The sequence below is a fragment of the Mesorhizobium sp. P2_B11 genome, from assembly GCF_056404855.1.
In genome coordinates, this window is the sequence record NZ_JBFUDF010000004.1 from 572077 (window position 1) to 587688 (window position 15612).

Sequence of the window (15612 nt, forward strand, 5' to 3'; positions counted from 1 at the left end):
AGGATCGGGAGCGTCTGGACGTGGCATTGAGGATCGGCAAGGAGGCTTCTCCACCGAGCCATGCGAAGGCCGATATGAAACACCGCTTGCGTCGGCTGGGTCGATGCACTATCAAAAAGCGGCAACTGTTTTTTATTGATAAAGTTCTGTTTGGGCCGCGCCTACCGAATGGAGCTTCCGTAACCTTCACCGGGCGATCTAGGGAGGATTCCTAATGAAATTCGTGACCAGCATTCTCAACCGCCGCTCACTTGTGGCGCTCGCAGCCGCCTCGATGCTTGCCGGCGCGTTGCACACGGCGCCGGCTTCGGCGGCGGACGTGACCATTCCGATCATCGTCAAGGACACCACGTCCTTCTACTGGCAGATCGTTCTGGCCGGCGCCCGCAAGGCCGGCAAGGATCTCGGCGTCAACGTGCCGGAACTCGGCGCCCAGGCTGAAACCGACGTCAACGGCCAGATTTCGATCCTCGAGAACGCCGTCGCCGGCAACCCGGCCGCCGTCGTCATCTCACCGACCGAATTCAAGGCGCTCGGCAAGCCGATCGATGAAGCAGCCAGCAAGGTCAAGGTCATCGGCATCGACTCCGGCGCCGACTCCAAGGCCTTCACCTCGTTCCTGACCACCGACAACGTCCAGGGCGGCCGCGTCGCCGCTGACGGTCTTGCCGCAGCCATCGGCGAAGCCAATGGCGGCAAGGTCGAGGGCAAGGTTGCGCTGATCACCGCCCTTCCAGGCGCCGGCTCGCTCGAACAGCGCGCGCAGGGTTTTAAGGAACAGCTCAAGGCCAAGTATCCCGGCCTCGAACTGATCGCCGACAAATACGCTGACGGCCAGGCCACCACCGGCCTCAACATCGCCACCGACCTGATCACCGCCAATCCGGACCTGAAAGGCATCTTCGCCTCCAACCTGATCATGGCGCAGGGCGTTGGCCAGGCGATCGCCGAGAACAACCTTGCCGGCAAGGTCGGGCTGATCGGTTTCGACAGCGACGAGAAGCTGATCAAGTTCCTCAATGACGGCGTCATCTCCGGCCTCGTCGTCCAGGACCCCTACCGGATGGGCTATGACGGCATCAAGACCGCGCTCGCGGCGTCCAAGGGCGAGAAGGTCGAAGCCAATGTCGACACCGGCGCCAACCTGGTCACCAAGGCCAACATGAAAGAGCCGAAGATCGACGCGCTGCTCAATCCGAAGCTCGACTAAGCCTTTCCACAAGCGCATCGTTTCCGGGGCCTCGTTGCCCCGGAAACATCCCTTACCGGCCCTGATAGAAGCCGGCCGAGTGCCTTGACGACGCGGCCACGCCGCATCGCTTCGTGCCCATTCGTAAGACCAATCTGGGAGGATTGTCATGACGTCGACGGCGCAAGACCTGCACCCCGCCCCAACGCTGGCACCCGGCAGGACGATCCTCGAACTGCACGGGCTGGAAAAGCGCTATCCTGGCACGCATGCGCTGAAGCCCGTCCACCTTGCCTTCAAGGCAGGCGAGATCCACGCCATCGTCGGCGAAAACGGCGCCGGCAAATCCACCCTCATCAAGCTTCTGACTGGCGTCATGCCGCGCACCTCCGGCGACGTCATCTGGGAAGGCAAGCCGGCCGCACTCGCCACCCCGCACGAGGCGATGGCGCTCGGCATCAATGCCGTGCACCAGGAAGTCGTGCTCTGCCGCCACCTCACCGTCGCCGCCAACATGTTCCTCGGCGAGGAGAATTCGCGCTTCGGCATCTTGCAGCAGCGCGCCATGGTCAGGGAAGCGCAGAAGATCATCGACGGTCTCGGCTTCGACCTGCCGGCGCATGTTACGCTGGGCGACCTCACCATCGGCCAGCAGCAGTTGATCGCCGCAGCCCGGGCCACCGTGCGCGGCACAAAATTCCTGATCTTCGACGAGCCGACCGCTTACCTCACGCGCAAGGAAGCCGACCAGCTGTTCACGTTGATCCGCCGGCTGAAGGGCGAAGGCGTCACCATCATCTACATCAGCCATCGCATGGAAGAAGTCTTCGAGCTCGCCGACCGCGTTTCGGTGCTGCGCGACGGCACGCTGGTCGGCACCCGCAACATTGCCGAGACCAACGACGCCGAGCTGGTCAAGCTGATGATCAACCGCTCGATCGAGCAGGTTTATCACAAGGAGCATTTCACGCCTGGCGCCGAGATCGTCGAAACCAGGAACCTGTCGGGCAAGGGCTTCGAGAACGTCTCGATGACGGTGCGCGCCGGCGAGATTGTCGGCCTCTACGGCCTGATCGGCGCCGGCCGCAGCGAGTTCGTCACCACGCTCTATGGCCGCCACAAGAAGTCGGCCGGCCAGATCCTGTGGCAAGGAAAGCCGGTGCTGATCAATTCCGAACACGACGCGATCAAGCTTGGCATGGCGCTGGCGCCGGAAAGCCGCCGCGACCAGGGCCTGTGCCTGAACCTGCCGGTCGGCCTCAACCTCAACCTGCCGATCTACAAGCGCATTTCCAGCAACATGCTGATCTCCGGCGCCAAGGAGAAGGCCGAGGCCGACCGCCAGATCGCCGACCTCAGGATCAAGACGCCGACGCGCGGCGCGCTCGCCTCCAGCCTGTCCGGCGGCAACCAGCAGAAGATCGTCATCGGCAAATGGCTGGCACATGGCGCCAAGCTGTTCATCTTCGACGAGCCGACGGTCGGCGTCGATGTCGGCACCAAGGCCGAGATCTACCGCCTGTTCGGCGCGCTTCTGTCGAAAGGCGCCGGCATCATCCTGATCTCGTCCTATCTGCCGGAAGTCTACGAACTGGCCGACACGCTGCACGTCTTCCGGCGCGGCAAGCTGGTCGCCACGCATGGCTTCCGCACCGCCGATCACGAGGAAATTCTCACACAGGCGCTCGCCGAGAAACAAGAAAAGCTGGGAGGACAGACATGAGCACCGAAGCGGTTCCTGCCGAAAAACCGAAACGCAATTACAACGCCCTGTTCGGGCTGACGCTGCTGGCGCTGCTGGTTCTGTTGTGGGTCATCCTGTCGGTGTCGACGCAGAGCTTTGCGTCGGCCAACAACATCTCGAACCTTTTGCGCCAGGGCTCGATGATCGCCATCCTGGCGGTCGGCCAGACCTTCGTCATCATCACCGGCGGCATCGACTTGTCGGTCGGCGCCGTCGTCGGCTTCGCCACCGTCATCGCCGCCATGCTGATCAATGCCGGCGTGCCGGTCTTTATCGCCATCCTGCTGACGCTGCTCGTCGGCGTCGCCATCGGCCTGTTCCACGGCTTCGGCATCGTCAAGATGGGCCTGCCGCCCTTCATCATCACGCTAGCGACGTTGACCTCGTTGCGCGGCATCGGCCTGCTGATGACCAACGGCAACTCGATCTCGATCAACAACGACGCCTTCCAGGAGTTTTCGCGCAACTCCTTCATCGGCGTCCCCAACCTGTTCTGGATGGTGATCCTGGTCGGCATCCCGGCCTACATCTTCCTGCATCACAGCCGCTGGGGCCGCTATCTCTTCTCTGTGGGATCCAACGCCGAGGCCTCGCGCCTGTCTGGCGTCAACGTCCAGCGCACCATCTACATGGCCTACACGCTGTCTGGCCTGTGCGCCGCCTTCGTCGGCGTGCTGCTCGCCTCGCGCATCGGCATCGGCAATCCGACCCAGGCTGAGGGCTGGGAGCTGCAGGCGATTGCCTCGTCGGTCATCGGCGGAACCTCGCTGTTCGGCGCAGTCGGCTCGGTGCATGGTCCGCTGCTCGGCGCCTTCATTCTCGCCACCATCAACAACGGCGCCAATCTGCTTAACGTCAACGCCTTCTGGCAGCGCATCATCACCGGCGTGCTGATCATCGTCATCGTCTACTTCGACGGCTTGCGCCGCCGCGGCAAATAATCCTCCCTGACTGTCTTCGCCGGTCCGCTCGACGGACCGGCGCCTTTTTTGAACACTGGTATTGCTGAATGAAAGCCGTCATCTGCCGCTCGCCCGGCGACCTTGTTCTGGAAGACCGCGCCGCACCGGGCGCTCCGCCTGCCGGCTGGGCGCTGATCGCGGTCAGCCATGTCGGCATCTGCGGCACCGACTATCATATCTTCGAGGGCAAACATCCATTCCTCGCCTACCCCCGCATCATGGGCCATGAAGTGTCGGGAACTGTCGTCGAGACCGGCGAAGGCGTAGACCTCGCGGTCGGCGAGCCCGTCATCATCAACCCCTATCTCGCTTGCGGCAAATGCATCGCCTGCCGGCAGGGCAAGCCGAATTGCTGTGTGCGGATCGAAGTGCTCGGCGTCCATCGCGACGGCGCCATGGCCGAGCAGATCCTGGTGCCGGCGCAGAATCTTTATCCGGCAAACGGCCTGTCGCTGGCCGATGCCGCGGCCGTCGAGTTCCTGGCCATCGGCGCCCATGCCGTGCGCCGCGCCCGCGCTGAACCAGGCGCCCGCACGCTGGTCATCGGCGCCGGCCCGATCGGGCTTGGCACAGCCATCTTCGCCCGCATCGCCGGGCTCGACGTCAGCCTGCTCGACATGAGCAGCGAGCGGCTTGGCTTTGCCGAAAGCGAACTCGGCTTCGCCACGCTCGACGCCTCGCAAAAAACGGCAGCCGAACTGGTGCGCGATGCTACCGGTGGCGAAGGGTTCGACGTGGTCTTCGATGCGACCGGCAACACCCAATCGGTGCAGTCGGCCTTCGCCCATGTCGCGCATGGCGGCACGCTGGTGCTGGTCAGCGTGGTCAAGGACGACATCGTCTTTTCCGATCCGGAATTCCACAAGCGCGAGATGACCTTGGTCGGCAGCCGCAACGCGCTGAAAGCCGACTTCGACCACGTCGCCGCCTCGATCCGCAACGGCGCCGTGCCGCTGGCGAAACTTGTCACCCACCGCACCACGCTGGCCAAAACGCCAGATGATCTCGCTCGCTGGGCGCACGAGAAATCGGGGCTGATCAAGGCGGTCATCGAGGTTGGGGCATAACCCGGCCCGAACTGACGACGGCCCGCCCAGGTCGACCCCCACTCCGTCTCGGCTTCGCCGAGCCACCTCTCCCCCGATCGACGGGGGAGAGGAATGGCGCGAGTTTAGCAAGGTGGGCTCCCTTCCTCTCCCTCCGGAGGGGGGAGAGGTGGCTCGGCGAAGCCGAGACGGAGTGGGGGAAGGCGGTTCTCAAACGTCAAGCCGCTGAAAATAAGCGCGACCAAGCTGGTCTGATATCAGCGTGAGTCTCGGCAGTCTCTACAGGGCCGAAAGCTTCAGTTCCACCCGCTCCGCCGGAAACCGCGTTTCGGAAAACTGGATCGGCCGGCCATCCGGCGTGACGTTGACGGAGACCGCGACCAGCACGATGGCGCCCGGCTGGAGATTGAGGTCGGCAAGGTCGGCGGCATCGGCATGGCGTGCCGACAGCACCGTCGATTGCCTGAGATAGTCGTCCACGCCGAAACGCCGGAGCGAGGCGGTGATCGAACCGGTCTCCGCCATCACGGCATCTATGCCGGTGAAACGCTTGGCCTCGTACCAGCTGGCAGCGCGCGACACCGGCCGTCCGTCGGCTTCGCCGCGCGTCTCCAGCCGGATCATTTCAGTACCCCTGGCAAGGCCGAGGCCCTCGGCGACGCGCTGGCTGGCCGGCTCGACCGCTGATGTGAGCAGCACGATATGGCGTTCCGACGTCTGCCCTTGCAGGCCCGTCGAAAACCGTGTGCGGGCGCCGATCGGGTAGGACAGCCGCTTGCGCGACAAGACGAAGGTGCCGCGCCCCTGCTCGGCCCGCAGCACGCCTTCCTGTACCAGCGCCGATATGGCGCTCCGCACTGTGTGGCGGTTGACGCCGTAGCGTTCGGCCAGCGCCACCTCGGGCGGCAACGCGGCATTCTCGGCAAACTCGCCGGCGGCGATCGAGTGCAGGATCTGGTCGGCGATCTGCCGCCACAAAGAGACGCCGCTGCGCCGTTCAATGCTGCTCGCCATCTGTTGCCCGGCCATTTTTGCCCCCGATCACGCCCATGTCATCCACCCGTCATGGACACGGTTTAGATAATAGGTATAATTTGTATAGTTGTCTATATCACTAGACCAATTTTACACCTTCAGGGAGTTGCTGCATGCGAGGACAGGAAGCCCGCGACCAGGCCGAGCGCAAAGCCGTCATGGCGACGCTGGCGCAGGCGAGCGGCGACGACATCGCCCGGCTCTGGAACGAGGCCGGCCTGACCTCCGAAGCCGAGCTTTTGCGCGGGCCGGAAACCGGACTGGTGACCGTACGCGGCCGCATCGGCGGCGGCGGCGCGCCCTTCAATGTCGGCGAAGCCACGGTCACCCGCGCCACCGTGCGGCTGCCCTCCGGACAGGTCGGCCACAGCTACATGCTCGGCCGCGACCGGAAGAAGGCGAGGCTCGCGGCAATCGCCGACGCGCTCTGGCAGGACCCAGCGCAGCGTCCCACGGTCGAGACCGCACTGGTGGCGCCGCTGCGCGCAGCCCAGGGCGAAGCGCGCGAAAAACGCCGCGCCGAGACGGCGGCAACGAAAGTGGATTTCTTCACCATGGTGCGCGGAGAAGACTGATGGACATCGCAGCCCAATCGATCGACGGCGGTTTTGCCGACCCGGTGTTCAACGCCCAGACCGTCTTCCGTGCCGTCATGGACGCCATGGCAAGGCCGGGCAGCATACAGCCTCTGCCGGTCTTCGCCCGCCCGCCGGCGCCGATGTCGGCCACCGCAGGCGCCATCGCGCTTTCGCTGTGCGACCACGACACGCCGCTCTGGCTCGACCCTGCTTTGCAGGCTTCGGCCGCCGTAAAAGCCTGGCTCGGCTTCCACGCCGGCGCGCCACTCGCCAACACACCGGCCGATGCGCATTTCGCCTTGATCGCCAATCCAGCAGAGATGGCCGCCCTCGACGGTTTTTCGCAGGGCACGCAGGATTATCCCGACCGCTCGACGACGCTGATCCTGCAGGTCAGCAATCTGACCTCCGGCGCGCCGCTGCTGCTTGAAGGCCCCGGGATCGAAACCAGCGCGACCATCGCGCCGGCGCAGATGCCGCGTCATTTCGTCGAACAGTGGAAGCAGAACGGCCAGCGCTTCCCGCGCGGCGTCGACATCATCCTGGCGGCCACCGGCGGCATCGCCTGCCTGCCGCGCACGACGCGCATCAAGACGATGGAGGCATAGAATGTATGTCGCGGTAAAAGGCGGCGAAGCCGCAATTGCCAATGCGCACAGCCTGCTTGCTGACCGCCGGCGCGGCGACCGTTCGGTGCCGGCTTTGCGCCTCGACCAGATCGTCGAACAGCTGGCGCTCGGTGTCGACCGGGTGATGAGCGAAGGCTCGCTGTATGACAGGGAACTGGCAGCGCTCGCCATCGTCCAGGCGCGCGGCGACATAATCGAGGCGATCTTCCTGGTGCGCGCCTACCGCACCACGCTGCCGCGCTTCGGCTACAGCAATCCCATCGACACCGGCGCCATGCTGGTCGAGCGGCGCGTGTCGGCGACCTACAAGGACCTGCCCGGCGGCCAGTTGCTTGGACCCACCTTCGACTACACCCACCGTCTGCTCGACCCCGAACTTGCCACCGGCGCCGATGTCGCCGAGCCGCTGCAGCGTCCCAGTGAGGCGGAAGCCATGCCGCGCGTCTCGGCAATCCTCGCCCGCGAAGGTCTGATCGAGCCGGATGGCGAGATGCCGCAGGATCATATCCCGGGCGACATCACCCGCGAGCCGCTGGAATTCCCGATGGCCCGCGACATCCGCCTGCAGGCGCTGTCGCGCGGCGATGAAGGGTTCCTGCTGGCGCTCGGCTATTCCACCCAGCGCGGCTACGCCCGCAATCACCCGTTCGTTGGCGAGGTCCGCATCGGCGAGGTCGAGCTGGAGCTCGACGTACCGGAACTGCCTTTCGCTGTACCGCTCGGCAAGGTCCGCGTCACCGAGTGCCAGATGGTCAACCAGTTCAAGGGCTCGGCCAAGGCGCCGCCGCAATTCACCCGCGGCTACGGTCTGGTCTTCGGTCAGAGCGAGCGCAAGGCCATGGCGATGGCGCTGTGCGACCGCGCGTTACGCGCCAGGGAACTCGGCGAGGATGTCGTCGCTGCCGCGCAGGACGAGGAATTCGTCATCTCGCACTCCGACAATGTCCAGGCGACCGGCTTCGTCGAGCATCTGAAGCTGCCGCACTACGTCGACTTCCAGGCCGAACTCGACCTCGTGCGCCGCATGCGCGCCGAACACGACGCGCGCGAAAATGCCGACCTGCCGGAAGACAAGAAGGAGGCCGCGGAATGAGCCTAGTCGCCACCTCCACCATTGCCATTCCCATCGCCGCCATCATGGGAATGGGTGCTATGCCCGCCGACATAGCCGCCGTTTCCGCCTGTGAGATGCGCGCCTTCTCTCGAAGCGGGCAAAAACAAACGCCGAAGAACAAAGCCGACCACGCAGGCGAAGGCCAGAAGCAGAATTCCAATATGTATCCAACCGGTCTGGGTCATCCGACTTCGCCTTTACTTCCGTTTTCGGGGCGTCAATTCAATAGCAGGGAGTGGATGTGATCGCCATGACCGACATCGCCACCTACAACTTCGCCTATCTCGACGAGCAGACCAAAAGGATGATCCGCCGGGCGATCCTCAAGGGCATCGCCATTCCGGGCTATCAGGTGCCGTTCGCCTCGCGCGAAATGCCGATGCCCTATGGCTGGGGCACTGGCGGCGTGCAGGTGACCGCCTCGATCATCGGTCCGGATGATGTGCTGAAGGTCATCGACCAGGGCGCCGACGACACCACCAATGCGGTCTCGATCCGCGCCTTCTTTAGGAAGGTCGCCAATGTCGCTGTCACCACCGACACGGCAACCGCCACGATCATCCAGACCCGCCACCGCATTCCCGAACATCCGCTGAGCGCCGGCCAGGTGCTGGTCTATCAGGTGCCGATCCCCGAGCCTTTGCGCTTCCTCGAACCGCGTGAGACGGAGACCCGCAAAATGCACGCGCTGGAGGAATACGGCCTCATGCATGTGAAACTCTACGAGGACATCGCCAAACACGGCCGCATCGCCACCACCTATGCTTATCCGGTCAAGGTCGAAGGCCGCTATGTCATGGATCCTTCGCCGACGCCGAAATTCGACAATCCCAAAATGCACCGCTCGCCGGCGCTGCAACTGTTCGGCGCTGGCCGCGAAAAGCGCATCTACGCCGTGCCGCCCTTCACCGATGTCGTCAGCCTCGACTTCGAGGATCATCCGTTCGAGGTGCAGACCTTCGACCAGCCCTGTGCGCTGTGCGCGGCCGAGAATGTCTATCTCGACGAGGTCATCCTCGACGACCATGGCGGCCACATGTTCGTCTGCTCCGACACCGACCATTGCGAGAAGCGGCGCGCTGATGGCCATCGCGGCCACCTTGCCCCAGAAGCCATGGAGCCCGCAGAATGACCGACGAACCTCTGCTGCGTGTCTCGGAACTGTCCAAATTCTACGGCTCGCGCGTCGGCTGCGAGAACGTCACCTTCGACCTGTGGCCGGGTGAAGTCCTGGCTGTTGTCGGCGAGTCCGGCTCCGGCAAGACGACGCTGCTCAACTGCCTGTCGACGCGGCTGTTGCCCTCTTCCGGCACCGCCAGCTACCGCATGCGCGACGGTCAGTTCCGCGAGCTCTACCGCATGAGCGAGGCAGAGCGCCGCTTCCTGATGCGCACCGACTGGGGATTCGTCCATCAGAACCCGGCTGACGGCCTGCGCATGACGGTATCGGCCGGCGCCAATGTCGGCGAGCGGCTGATGGCGGTCGGCGATCGCCACTACGGCAAGATCCGCGCCACTGCCGTCGACTGGCTGTCACGCGTCGAGATCGACGAGGACCGCATCGACGACGAACCCCGCGCCTTTTCGGGCGGCATGCGCCAGCGCCTGCAGATCGCCCGCAACCTCGTCACCGGCCCGCGGCTGGTGTTCATGGACGAGCCGACCGGCGGCCTCGACGTGTCGGTGCAGGCGCGCCTGCTCGACCTGTTGCGCGGCCTGGTCACCGATCTCGGCCTGGCAGCCATCGTCGTCACCCACGACCTCGCCGTGGCCCGGCTGCTGTCACAGCGCATGATGGTGATGAAGGACGGCCGCGTCGTCGAAAGCGGCCTCACCGACCGCGTCCTCGACGACCCGCGCGCGCCCTACACGCAGTTGCTTGTTTCCTCGATTTTGCAGGTGTGACGATGGCGCCAAGTCACCCCCCTCTGGCCTGCCGGCCATCTCCCCCTCAAGGGGGGAGATTAACTGTCGTTGCCGATTTCGCCAGACTTCAACGTTGCAGAATGAGCGAGGCCGACACGCTGCTGATCTCCCCCCTTGAGGGGGAGATGCCTGGCAAGGCAGAGGGGGGTGCTGGCCCGCAAACGAATGACAATCGGAGAACCTTCTGATGCCGACGCCCCTCGTTGTCTCCGACGTCGCCAAGAGCTTCACCATGCATCTGCGCGACGGCATCAAACTGCCTGTCGTCGCCGGCGTCTCGTTCTCGATCCGCGCCGGCGAATGCACCGTGCTCGGCGGCCCCTCCGGCGCCGGCAAGAGTTCGATCCTGAAAATGCTCTACGGCAACTACGCCGTCGACGAAGGCCAGATCATCGTCCAGCACGAAGGCGGCCTGATCGATCTCGCCAATGCAAGCCCGCGCACGGTGCTGGCCGTGCGCCGCCAGACGATCGGCTATGTCAGCCAGTTCCTGCGTACAGTGCCGCGCGTTTCCGCACTGGATGTCGTGGCCGAGCCGCTGGTCGAGCGCGGCGAGGAGCGCGAGGTCGCGCGGACGAAGGCGCGCTCGCTTTTGGCGCAGCTCAACCTGCCTGAAAAACTCTGGGCGCTGCCGCCGGCGACCTTCTCCGGCGGCGAACAACAGCGCGTCAACATCGCGCGCGGTTTCATCACCGAGCATCCGGTCCTCCTGCTCGACGAGCCGACCGCCTCGCTCGATGCCAAGAACCGCGATGTCGTCGTTGCACTGATTGCCGCCAAGAAGGCGGCGGGCGTGGCTTTGCTCGGAATCTTCCATGACCTGGATGTCCGTGACGCGGTCGCCGATCGCATCATCGACGTCACCTCTTTCGCCGCCGGAAAAATCGCCGCATGAGCAGGAAATTGTCGGAAGCGCCATTCGTCCACGAAACGGCGCAGGTCGAAAACTCGACATTGGGCCGCTGGACCGAGATCGCCGACCGAAGCCGGGTGTCGGAGAGCATCCTCGGCGACTATTCCTACATGATGCAGGACTGCGCCGTCTGGTGTGCGACCATCGGCAAGTTCTCCAACATTGCAGCAAGCGTGCGCATCAACGCCACGAACCATCCGACCTGGCGGCCGACCTTGCACCACTTCACCTACCGCGCGTCGGACTATTGGGACGACGCCGAGCATGAGAGCGAATTCTTCGCCCAGCGGCGTGCCAAGCGCGTCACCATCGGCCACGACACCTGGCTCGGGCACGGCTCGACCATCCTGCCCGGCGTCACCATCGGCGATGGCGCCGCGGTCGGCGCAGGCGCGGTGGTCTCGAAGGACGTCGCTCCCTACACCATTGTCGGCGGCGTGCCGGCAAAACACATCCGCGAACGCTTCGACCGCCGCACCGCCGAACGATATCAGGCGCTCGCCTGGTGGGACTGGGACCATGCCAGGCTGCGCGCCGCGCTTGACGATTTTCGCGAGCTTGAAGCGGAAGCCTTCTTGGAAAAATACGGCGGATAGCCCATCACATCATCGTCATAGGACCGGCCGGTTCACATCCTTGACACAGGACTCGGGACAAGACGCGGTCTTCCCTTTGGAGATCGCAATGCCTCAAACCATCAGACCCTCGCTCGCCGGCTTTTTCGAAAGCACCAACCCCAAGCCTCCGGTGCATCTCGGCACCCGCTACGACACATCAGGAAAATTCCTGCCCGAGCCTGGCAACACGGTCGTCAGCCATCTCGTCAACAGGTCGCCTTCCGAGGCTGTTGTCATCGAGGTGCGCGAGCGCATGCGCGCCATGCCGGATGCCGACCGGCTGGCCTTCACGCCCATCTCAAGCCTGCACATGACGCTGTTCCAGGGCATCATCGAATACCGTCGCCGCTTGCCCTACTGGCCGAGCGACGTGCCGCTGGACACCAGCATCGACGACATGACCAGCCTCTATCTCAAGCGGCTGAAGGATTTTGAGGGCCTTGCCCCGTTCAACATCAAGGTGCTTGAGGTCGTGCCGACCGGTCTCACCGTTGCGGGCGCCACTGAAGAGGACAGGCGCATCATGGCCGCATGGCGAGATGCGCTGTCAGTGCCGTTCGGCTACCGCCATCCCGATCATGACGCTTACGTTTTCCACATCACCTTCGCCTACCAAATCCAGCGCCTTGCTGACGATAGGGCTGGCGAATGGCAGGGCTTCTTCGATGACAGTCTGGCGCTGTTTGAACGGCAGACCCCGGTGATCGAAATCAAGCCGCCCGCCTTCTGCAGCTTTAACGACATGAATCATTTCGAAGAGCTGCTGATCTTGGGCCACTCCTAACTCACATCTGTGGAGCGTAACAAAACTGACATGCTGGCGACACGGCAGGTTCATGTGCCTGCGTTAGGCGAAAGCCTGACGATCAATATGGTCCGCACTGGAACCTGCCATGTCAGCAAGCTCTGCCACGCTCGAAATCCGCGGCGTCTCCCGCCGATTTGGCAAGAACACCGCCGTCAGCGCCATCGACCTGTCGATTCCGCAGGGCCAGATGGTTGGCATCATCGGCCGTTCGGGTGCCGGCAAATCCACCCTTCTTCGCATGATCAACCGTCTCATCGACCCCAGCCAGGGGTCGATTTTTTTTGACGGCGCCGAGGTCTCCCGGCTTAGCGGCTCACCGCTCAGGCGATGGCAGCGCGACTGCGCCATGATCTTCCAGCAGTTCAACCTTGTGCCGCGCCTCGACGTCTTGACCAACGTTCTGCTCGGCCGGCTCAATCACCGCTCGACCGTTTCCAACCTGCTCGGCATGTTCACCCGCGCCGAATGCGCCGAGGCGGTCGCAGCCCTCGAACGCCTCGACATCGCCCGCACCGCATTGCAACCCGCAGGCACGCTCTCCGGCGGCCAGCAGCAGCGCGTCGCTATTGCCCGCGCCATGATGCAGCAGCCCAAGGTGCTGCTCGCCGACGAGCCGATCGCTTCGCTCGACCCGCTCAACGCCAAGGTGGTGATGGACTCGCTGCAGGACATCAATCTGCGCGAAGGCATCACCGTCGTCACCAACCTGCACACGCTGGACACGGCGCGTGCCTATTGCAACCGCATCATCGGCATGGCCGCCGGCAAGGTCGTCTTCGACGGCGCGCCGGAAGAGCTCAACCGCGAAGCGGTGCGCCTGGTCTATGGCGCGGACGCCAATGGCGCCGAAATCTCCGAGGCCATCACCTCGACCAGCATCGCCTACAAGCAAAAGATCGCCGCATCCGCCAGCCCGCTCGAGCCCGCATTCCCCGGGTACTGATCCATGATCCCGAAAAGTGGATACCGGTTTTCGGAAAAGATCATGGACAAGAACTGAGCGACTGGGATCGTCAGCCCGCGTCAAGGGCATCTGTCAAAATCAAGAACGCTGCCGGCGCGGGGCCGGAACTTACAGGAGAGATAAAATGTTCAGGAAGATGGTTTTCAGCGCCGTATCGGTGCTCGCCATGGCAACCAGCATGGCCCACGCGGCCGACCTCAAGGAATTCCGCGTCGGCATCCTCGGCGGCGAGAACGAAACCGACCGCCTGCGCAACTACCAGTGCCTGGCCGACCATTTGAAGACCGAATTCGGCTTTGAAAAAGTGTCGCTGTTCCCCGCCGCCGACTATGACGGCGTCATCCAGGGCCTGCTCGGCGGCACGCTCGACTTCGCCGAACTCGGCGCTTCCGGCTATGCCAGCGTCTACATCAAGGACCCGAAGGCGGTCACCCCGATCCTCACCACCCAGCAGACCGACGGCGCCACCGGCTATTATTCGATCGGCTTGGCGCTGAAGTCCTCGGGCATCACCGACATCAAGTCGGCCAAGGGCAAGAAGCTCGGCTACGCCGATCCGGATTCGACCTCGGGCTACCTGATCCCGCTGACCCAGATCCCGAAGGACACCGGCGCCTCGAACGAAACCTTCTTCGCCTCGACCCAGTTCAATGGCGGCCATGAGAACAATATCCTCGCCGTCCGCGACGGCAAGGTCGACGTCGCCGTGGACGATTCCTCGGGCATCGGCGACTTCAAGAACGGCTACACCTCCGGCACCTTCCACAAGGTAACCGCCAAGGGCGCCGTCGACCCCAACGACTTCGTCGAAGTCTGGCGCTCGGGCCTGATCCCGAACGGCCCGCTGGTCGTGCGCACCGCACTCGGTGACGACATGACCGCCAAGCTGACCGCGTTCTTCACCGACCTGCCGAAGAAGGACAAGGCCTGCTTCGAAGGCGTCGAGGGCGGCGATTTCACCGGCTACGTCCCGGTCAAGCCTGATTTCTACAAAGTCATCGTCGAAGCCCGTAAGGCAGCCATCGGCGGCTAACGGCGAAATCGAAAAGGGCGGTGCTCAAAGCACCGCCCTTTTTGCATCTCCGATCATGACCCTTTCCGTGACATCGCCCTCAGGCGCCCCTCACCAGACGGCCGATGCCTGGCGACGCCAGACATCGCTGCGCCGGCTCTATACCGTGCTCGGCGTCGCGCTGCTGCTTGCCGCGATGCTTTCCAGCATGTGGTTCGCCGACGAGGCCAACGCCGGTCACTTCTGGGACCGGCTGCCGCACATTCTCGATTTCCTCAGCTGGCTGATCCCCAAGGACTGGAACGACGTCTGGCGGGCGCTGTTCGATATCGCCTCGCCGCATGACACCGGCACCCAGGAATTCAACTTCCCGCTCGGTCGCGTCTACATCTGGGGCGGCTTCTACATCCCCGAATATTTCGAGCTGATGCTGACCACAGTCAACGTGGCGTTGGTCTCGACCTTCATCGGCTTCATCTTTGCCGTGCCGTTTTCCTTCATCGCCGCGCGCAACCTGACCCCGCATCCGGCATTACGGCTCGTCGTCAAGCGCTTCATGGAATTGCTGCGCGCCTTCCCGGAGATCGTCATTGCCGGCCTGTTCGCGGCCATTATCTCGGTCGGTCCGATCGCCGCCATCATCGCCATCGGCCTGCATTCGATCGGCGCGCTGGGCAAGCTGTTCTACGAGATCAACGAGAACATCGACATGCGCGCCGAGGAAGGCCTGAAGGCCGTCGGCGCCAACTGGTTCGAGCGGGTGCGTTTCGCCGACCTGCCGCAGGTGCTGCCCAATTTCATGTCCTACACGCTGCTGCGCGTCGAAATTAACGTACGCGCCTCGACCATCATCGGCGCCGTCGGCGGCGGCGGCATCGGCGAGGAGCTGAAGCTCTCGATCTCGCGCGGCTTCGGCGCCAAGACGCTGGCGCTGGTGCTGCTCCTGTTCACGACCATCTTCATCATCGACCAGTTCTCCGCCTGGCTGCGCCGCAAGCTGGTGGGTGAGCAGGCTTTCCTGATGGGCGGGGCCTGACCATGATCCCGAAAAGTGGACCCGGTTTTCGGAAAAGAT

General features: G+C 63.9%; 17 protein-coding genes. 16 read left to right on the forward strand and 1 reads right to left on the reverse strand.

Annotation, left to right across the window (positions count from 1 at the left end; all coding sequences use genetic code 11):
• Positions 1-214 precede the first annotated feature (214 nt).
• The 4 genes from AC1DYJ_RS16385 (at position 215) to AC1DYJ_RS16400 (ending at position 4962) form a co-directional block, all read left to right on the forward strand.
• Entirely contained in the window at positions 215-1210 is a 996-nt protein-coding gene (locus tag AC1DYJ_RS16385; RefSeq protein ID WP_477287580.1) for a substrate-binding domain-containing protein, read from the forward strand.
• A gap of 148 nt (positions 1211-1358) precedes the next feature.
• The gene (locus AC1DYJ_RS16390) at positions 1359-2912 is read left to right on the forward strand and encodes a sugar ABC transporter ATP-binding protein (RefSeq protein ID WP_477287578.1); all 1554 of its coding nucleotides are present in this window, start codon (positions 1359-1361) and stop codon (positions 2910-2912) included.
• A complete protein-coding gene (locus AC1DYJ_RS16395) occupies positions 2909-3874 on the forward strand; it encodes an ABC transporter permease (protein ID WP_477287576.1) in 966 nt (321 codons plus the stop codon). The genes AC1DYJ_RS16390 and AC1DYJ_RS16395 overlap by 4 nt, the downstream gene beginning before the upstream one ends.
• Before the next feature lie 68 nt (positions 3875-3942).
• Positions 3943-4962: a zinc-binding alcohol dehydrogenase family protein gene (locus AC1DYJ_RS16400; protein WP_477426150.1), complete on the forward strand. Its 1020-nt coding sequence runs from the start codon at positions 3943-3945 to the stop codon at positions 4960-4962.
• Between the two features lie 258 nt (positions 4963-5220).
• Here the strand turns inward: AC1DYJ_RS16400 and phnF are convergent, their stop codons facing one another.
• On the reverse strand, positions 5221-5970 hold the full coding sequence (gene phnF / locus AC1DYJ_RS16405; RefSeq protein WP_477287572.1) for a phosphonate metabolism transcriptional regulator PhnF: 750 nt from the start codon (positions 5968-5970) through the stop codon (positions 5221-5223).
• A gap of 119 nt (positions 5971-6089) precedes the next feature.
• On the opposite strand from phnF, the gene phnG reads away from it, so the two are divergent.
• The 12 genes from phnG (at position 6090) to phnE (ending at position 15573) form a co-directional block, all read left to right on the forward strand.
• Positions 6090-6551, forward strand: a complete 462-nt coding sequence (gene phnG, locus AC1DYJ_RS16410; RefSeq protein ID WP_477287570.1) for a phosphonate C-P lyase system protein PhnG — start codon at positions 6090-6092, stop codon at positions 6549-6551.
• Entirely contained in the window at positions 6551-7162 is a 612-nt protein-coding gene (gene phnH / locus AC1DYJ_RS16415; protein WP_477287568.1) for a phosphonate C-P lyase system protein PhnH, read from the forward strand. The genes phnG and phnH overlap by 1 nt, the downstream gene beginning before the upstream one ends.
• A 1-nt stretch (position 7163) precedes the next feature.
• Positions 7164-8276: a carbon-phosphorus lyase complex subunit gene (locus tag AC1DYJ_RS16420; protein WP_477287566.1), complete on the forward strand. Its 1113-nt coding sequence runs from the start codon at positions 7164-7166 to the stop codon at positions 8274-8276.
• On the forward strand, positions 8273-8542 hold the full coding sequence (locus tag AC1DYJ_RS16425) for a hypothetical protein (protein ID WP_477287564.1): 270 nt from the start codon (positions 8273-8275) through the stop codon (positions 8540-8542). Before AC1DYJ_RS16420 ends, AC1DYJ_RS16425 begins: the two co-directional genes overlap by 4 nt.
• Before the next feature lie 5 nt (positions 8543-8547).
• Positions 8548-9429: an alpha-D-ribose 1-methylphosphonate 5-phosphate C-P-lyase PhnJ gene (locus tag AC1DYJ_RS16430; protein WP_477287562.1), complete on the forward strand. Its 882-nt coding sequence runs from the start codon at positions 8548-8550 to the stop codon at positions 9427-9429.
• Positions 9426-10202: a phosphonate C-P lyase system protein PhnK gene (gene phnK, locus AC1DYJ_RS16435; protein WP_477287560.1), complete on the forward strand. Its 777-nt coding sequence runs from the start codon at positions 9426-9428 to the stop codon at positions 10200-10202. The genes AC1DYJ_RS16430 and phnK overlap by 4 nt, the downstream gene beginning before the upstream one ends.
• 208 nt (positions 10203-10410) lie before the next feature.
• Positions 10411-11118: a phosphonate C-P lyase system protein PhnL gene (phnL, locus tag AC1DYJ_RS16440; RefSeq protein WP_477287558.1), complete on the forward strand. Its 708-nt coding sequence runs from the start codon at positions 10411-10413 to the stop codon at positions 11116-11118.
• Positions 11115-11732: a DapH/DapD/GlmU-related protein gene (locus AC1DYJ_RS16445; protein ID WP_477287556.1), complete on the forward strand. Its 618-nt coding sequence runs from the start codon at positions 11115-11117 to the stop codon at positions 11730-11732. Before phnL ends, AC1DYJ_RS16445 begins: the two co-directional genes overlap by 4 nt.
• A gap of 88 nt (positions 11733-11820) precedes the next feature.
• Entirely contained in the window at positions 11821-12537 is a 717-nt protein-coding gene (locus tag AC1DYJ_RS16450; protein ID WP_477287554.1) for a DUF1868 domain-containing protein, read from the forward strand.
• A 109-nt stretch (positions 12538-12646) separates the two neighbouring features.
• A complete protein-coding gene (gene phnC / locus AC1DYJ_RS16455) occupies positions 12647-13504 on the forward strand; it encodes a phosphonate ABC transporter ATP-binding protein (RefSeq protein WP_477287552.1) in 858 nt (285 codons plus the stop codon).
• A 145-nt stretch (positions 13505-13649) separates the two neighbouring features.
• A complete protein-coding gene (phnD, locus tag AC1DYJ_RS16460; protein ID WP_477287550.1) occupies positions 13650-14558 on the forward strand; it encodes a phosphonate ABC transporter substrate-binding protein in 909 nt (302 codons plus the stop codon).
• 55 nt (positions 14559-14613) lie between these two features.
• A complete protein-coding gene (gene phnE / locus AC1DYJ_RS16465; protein ID WP_477287548.1) occupies positions 14614-15573 on the forward strand; it encodes a phosphonate ABC transporter, permease protein PhnE in 960 nt (319 codons plus the stop codon).
• Positions 15574-15612 lie beyond the last annotated feature (39 nt).

What these genes read in the sequence shown, in the direction of transcription:
- AC1DYJ_RS16385 (WP_477287580.1), top strand. Translation starts at nt 215, where the DNA reads ATGAAATTCGTGACCAGCATTCTCAACCGCCGCTCACTTGTGGCGCTC.
- AC1DYJ_RS16390 (WP_477287578.1), top strand. Translation starts at nt 1,359, where the DNA reads ATGACGTCGACGGCGCAAGACCTGCACCCCGCCCCAACGCTGGCACCC.
- AC1DYJ_RS16395 (WP_477287576.1), top strand. Translation starts at nt 2,909, where the DNA reads ATGAGCACCGAAGCGGTTCCTGCCGAAAAACCGAAACGCAATTACAAC.
- AC1DYJ_RS16400 (WP_477426150.1), top strand. Translation starts at nt 3,943, where the DNA reads ATGAAAGCCGTCATCTGCCGCTCGCCCGGCGACCTTGTTCTGGAAGAC.
- phnF (WP_477287572.1), bottom strand. Translation starts at nt 5,970, where the DNA reads ATGGCCGGGCAACAGATGGCGAGCAGCATTGAACGGCGCAGCGGCGTC.
- phnG (WP_477287570.1), top strand. Translation starts at nt 6,090, where the DNA reads ATGCGAGGACAGGAAGCCCGCGACCAGGCCGAGCGCAAAGCCGTCATG.
- phnH (WP_477287568.1), top strand. Translation starts at nt 6,551, where the DNA reads ATGGACATCGCAGCCCAATCGATCGACGGCGGTTTTGCCGACCCGGTG.
- AC1DYJ_RS16420 (WP_477287566.1), top strand. Translation starts at nt 7,164, where the DNA reads ATGTATGTCGCGGTAAAAGGCGGCGAAGCCGCAATTGCCAATGCGCAC.
- AC1DYJ_RS16425 (WP_477287564.1), top strand. Translation starts at nt 8,273, where the DNA reads ATGAGCCTAGTCGCCACCTCCACCATTGCCATTCCCATCGCCGCCATC.
- AC1DYJ_RS16430 (WP_477287562.1), top strand. Translation starts at nt 8,548, where the DNA reads ATGACCGACATCGCCACCTACAACTTCGCCTATCTCGACGAGCAGACC.
- phnK (WP_477287560.1), top strand. Translation starts at nt 9,426, where the DNA reads ATGACCGACGAACCTCTGCTGCGTGTCTCGGAACTGTCCAAATTCTAC.
- phnL (WP_477287558.1), top strand. Translation starts at nt 10,411, where the DNA reads ATGCCGACGCCCCTCGTTGTCTCCGACGTCGCCAAGAGCTTCACCATG.
- AC1DYJ_RS16445 (WP_477287556.1), top strand. Translation starts at nt 11,115, where the DNA reads ATGAGCAGGAAATTGTCGGAAGCGCCATTCGTCCACGAAACGGCGCAG.
- AC1DYJ_RS16450 (WP_477287554.1), top strand. Translation starts at nt 11,821, where the DNA reads ATGCCTCAAACCATCAGACCCTCGCTCGCCGGCTTTTTCGAAAGCACC.
- phnC (WP_477287552.1), top strand. Translation starts at nt 12,647, where the DNA reads ATGTCAGCAAGCTCTGCCACGCTCGAAATCCGCGGCGTCTCCCGCCGA.
- phnD (WP_477287550.1), top strand. Translation starts at nt 13,650, where the DNA reads ATGTTCAGGAAGATGGTTTTCAGCGCCGTATCGGTGCTCGCCATGGCA.
- phnE (WP_477287548.1), top strand. Translation starts at nt 14,614, where the DNA reads ATGACCCTTTCCGTGACATCGCCCTCAGGCGCCCCTCACCAGACGGCC.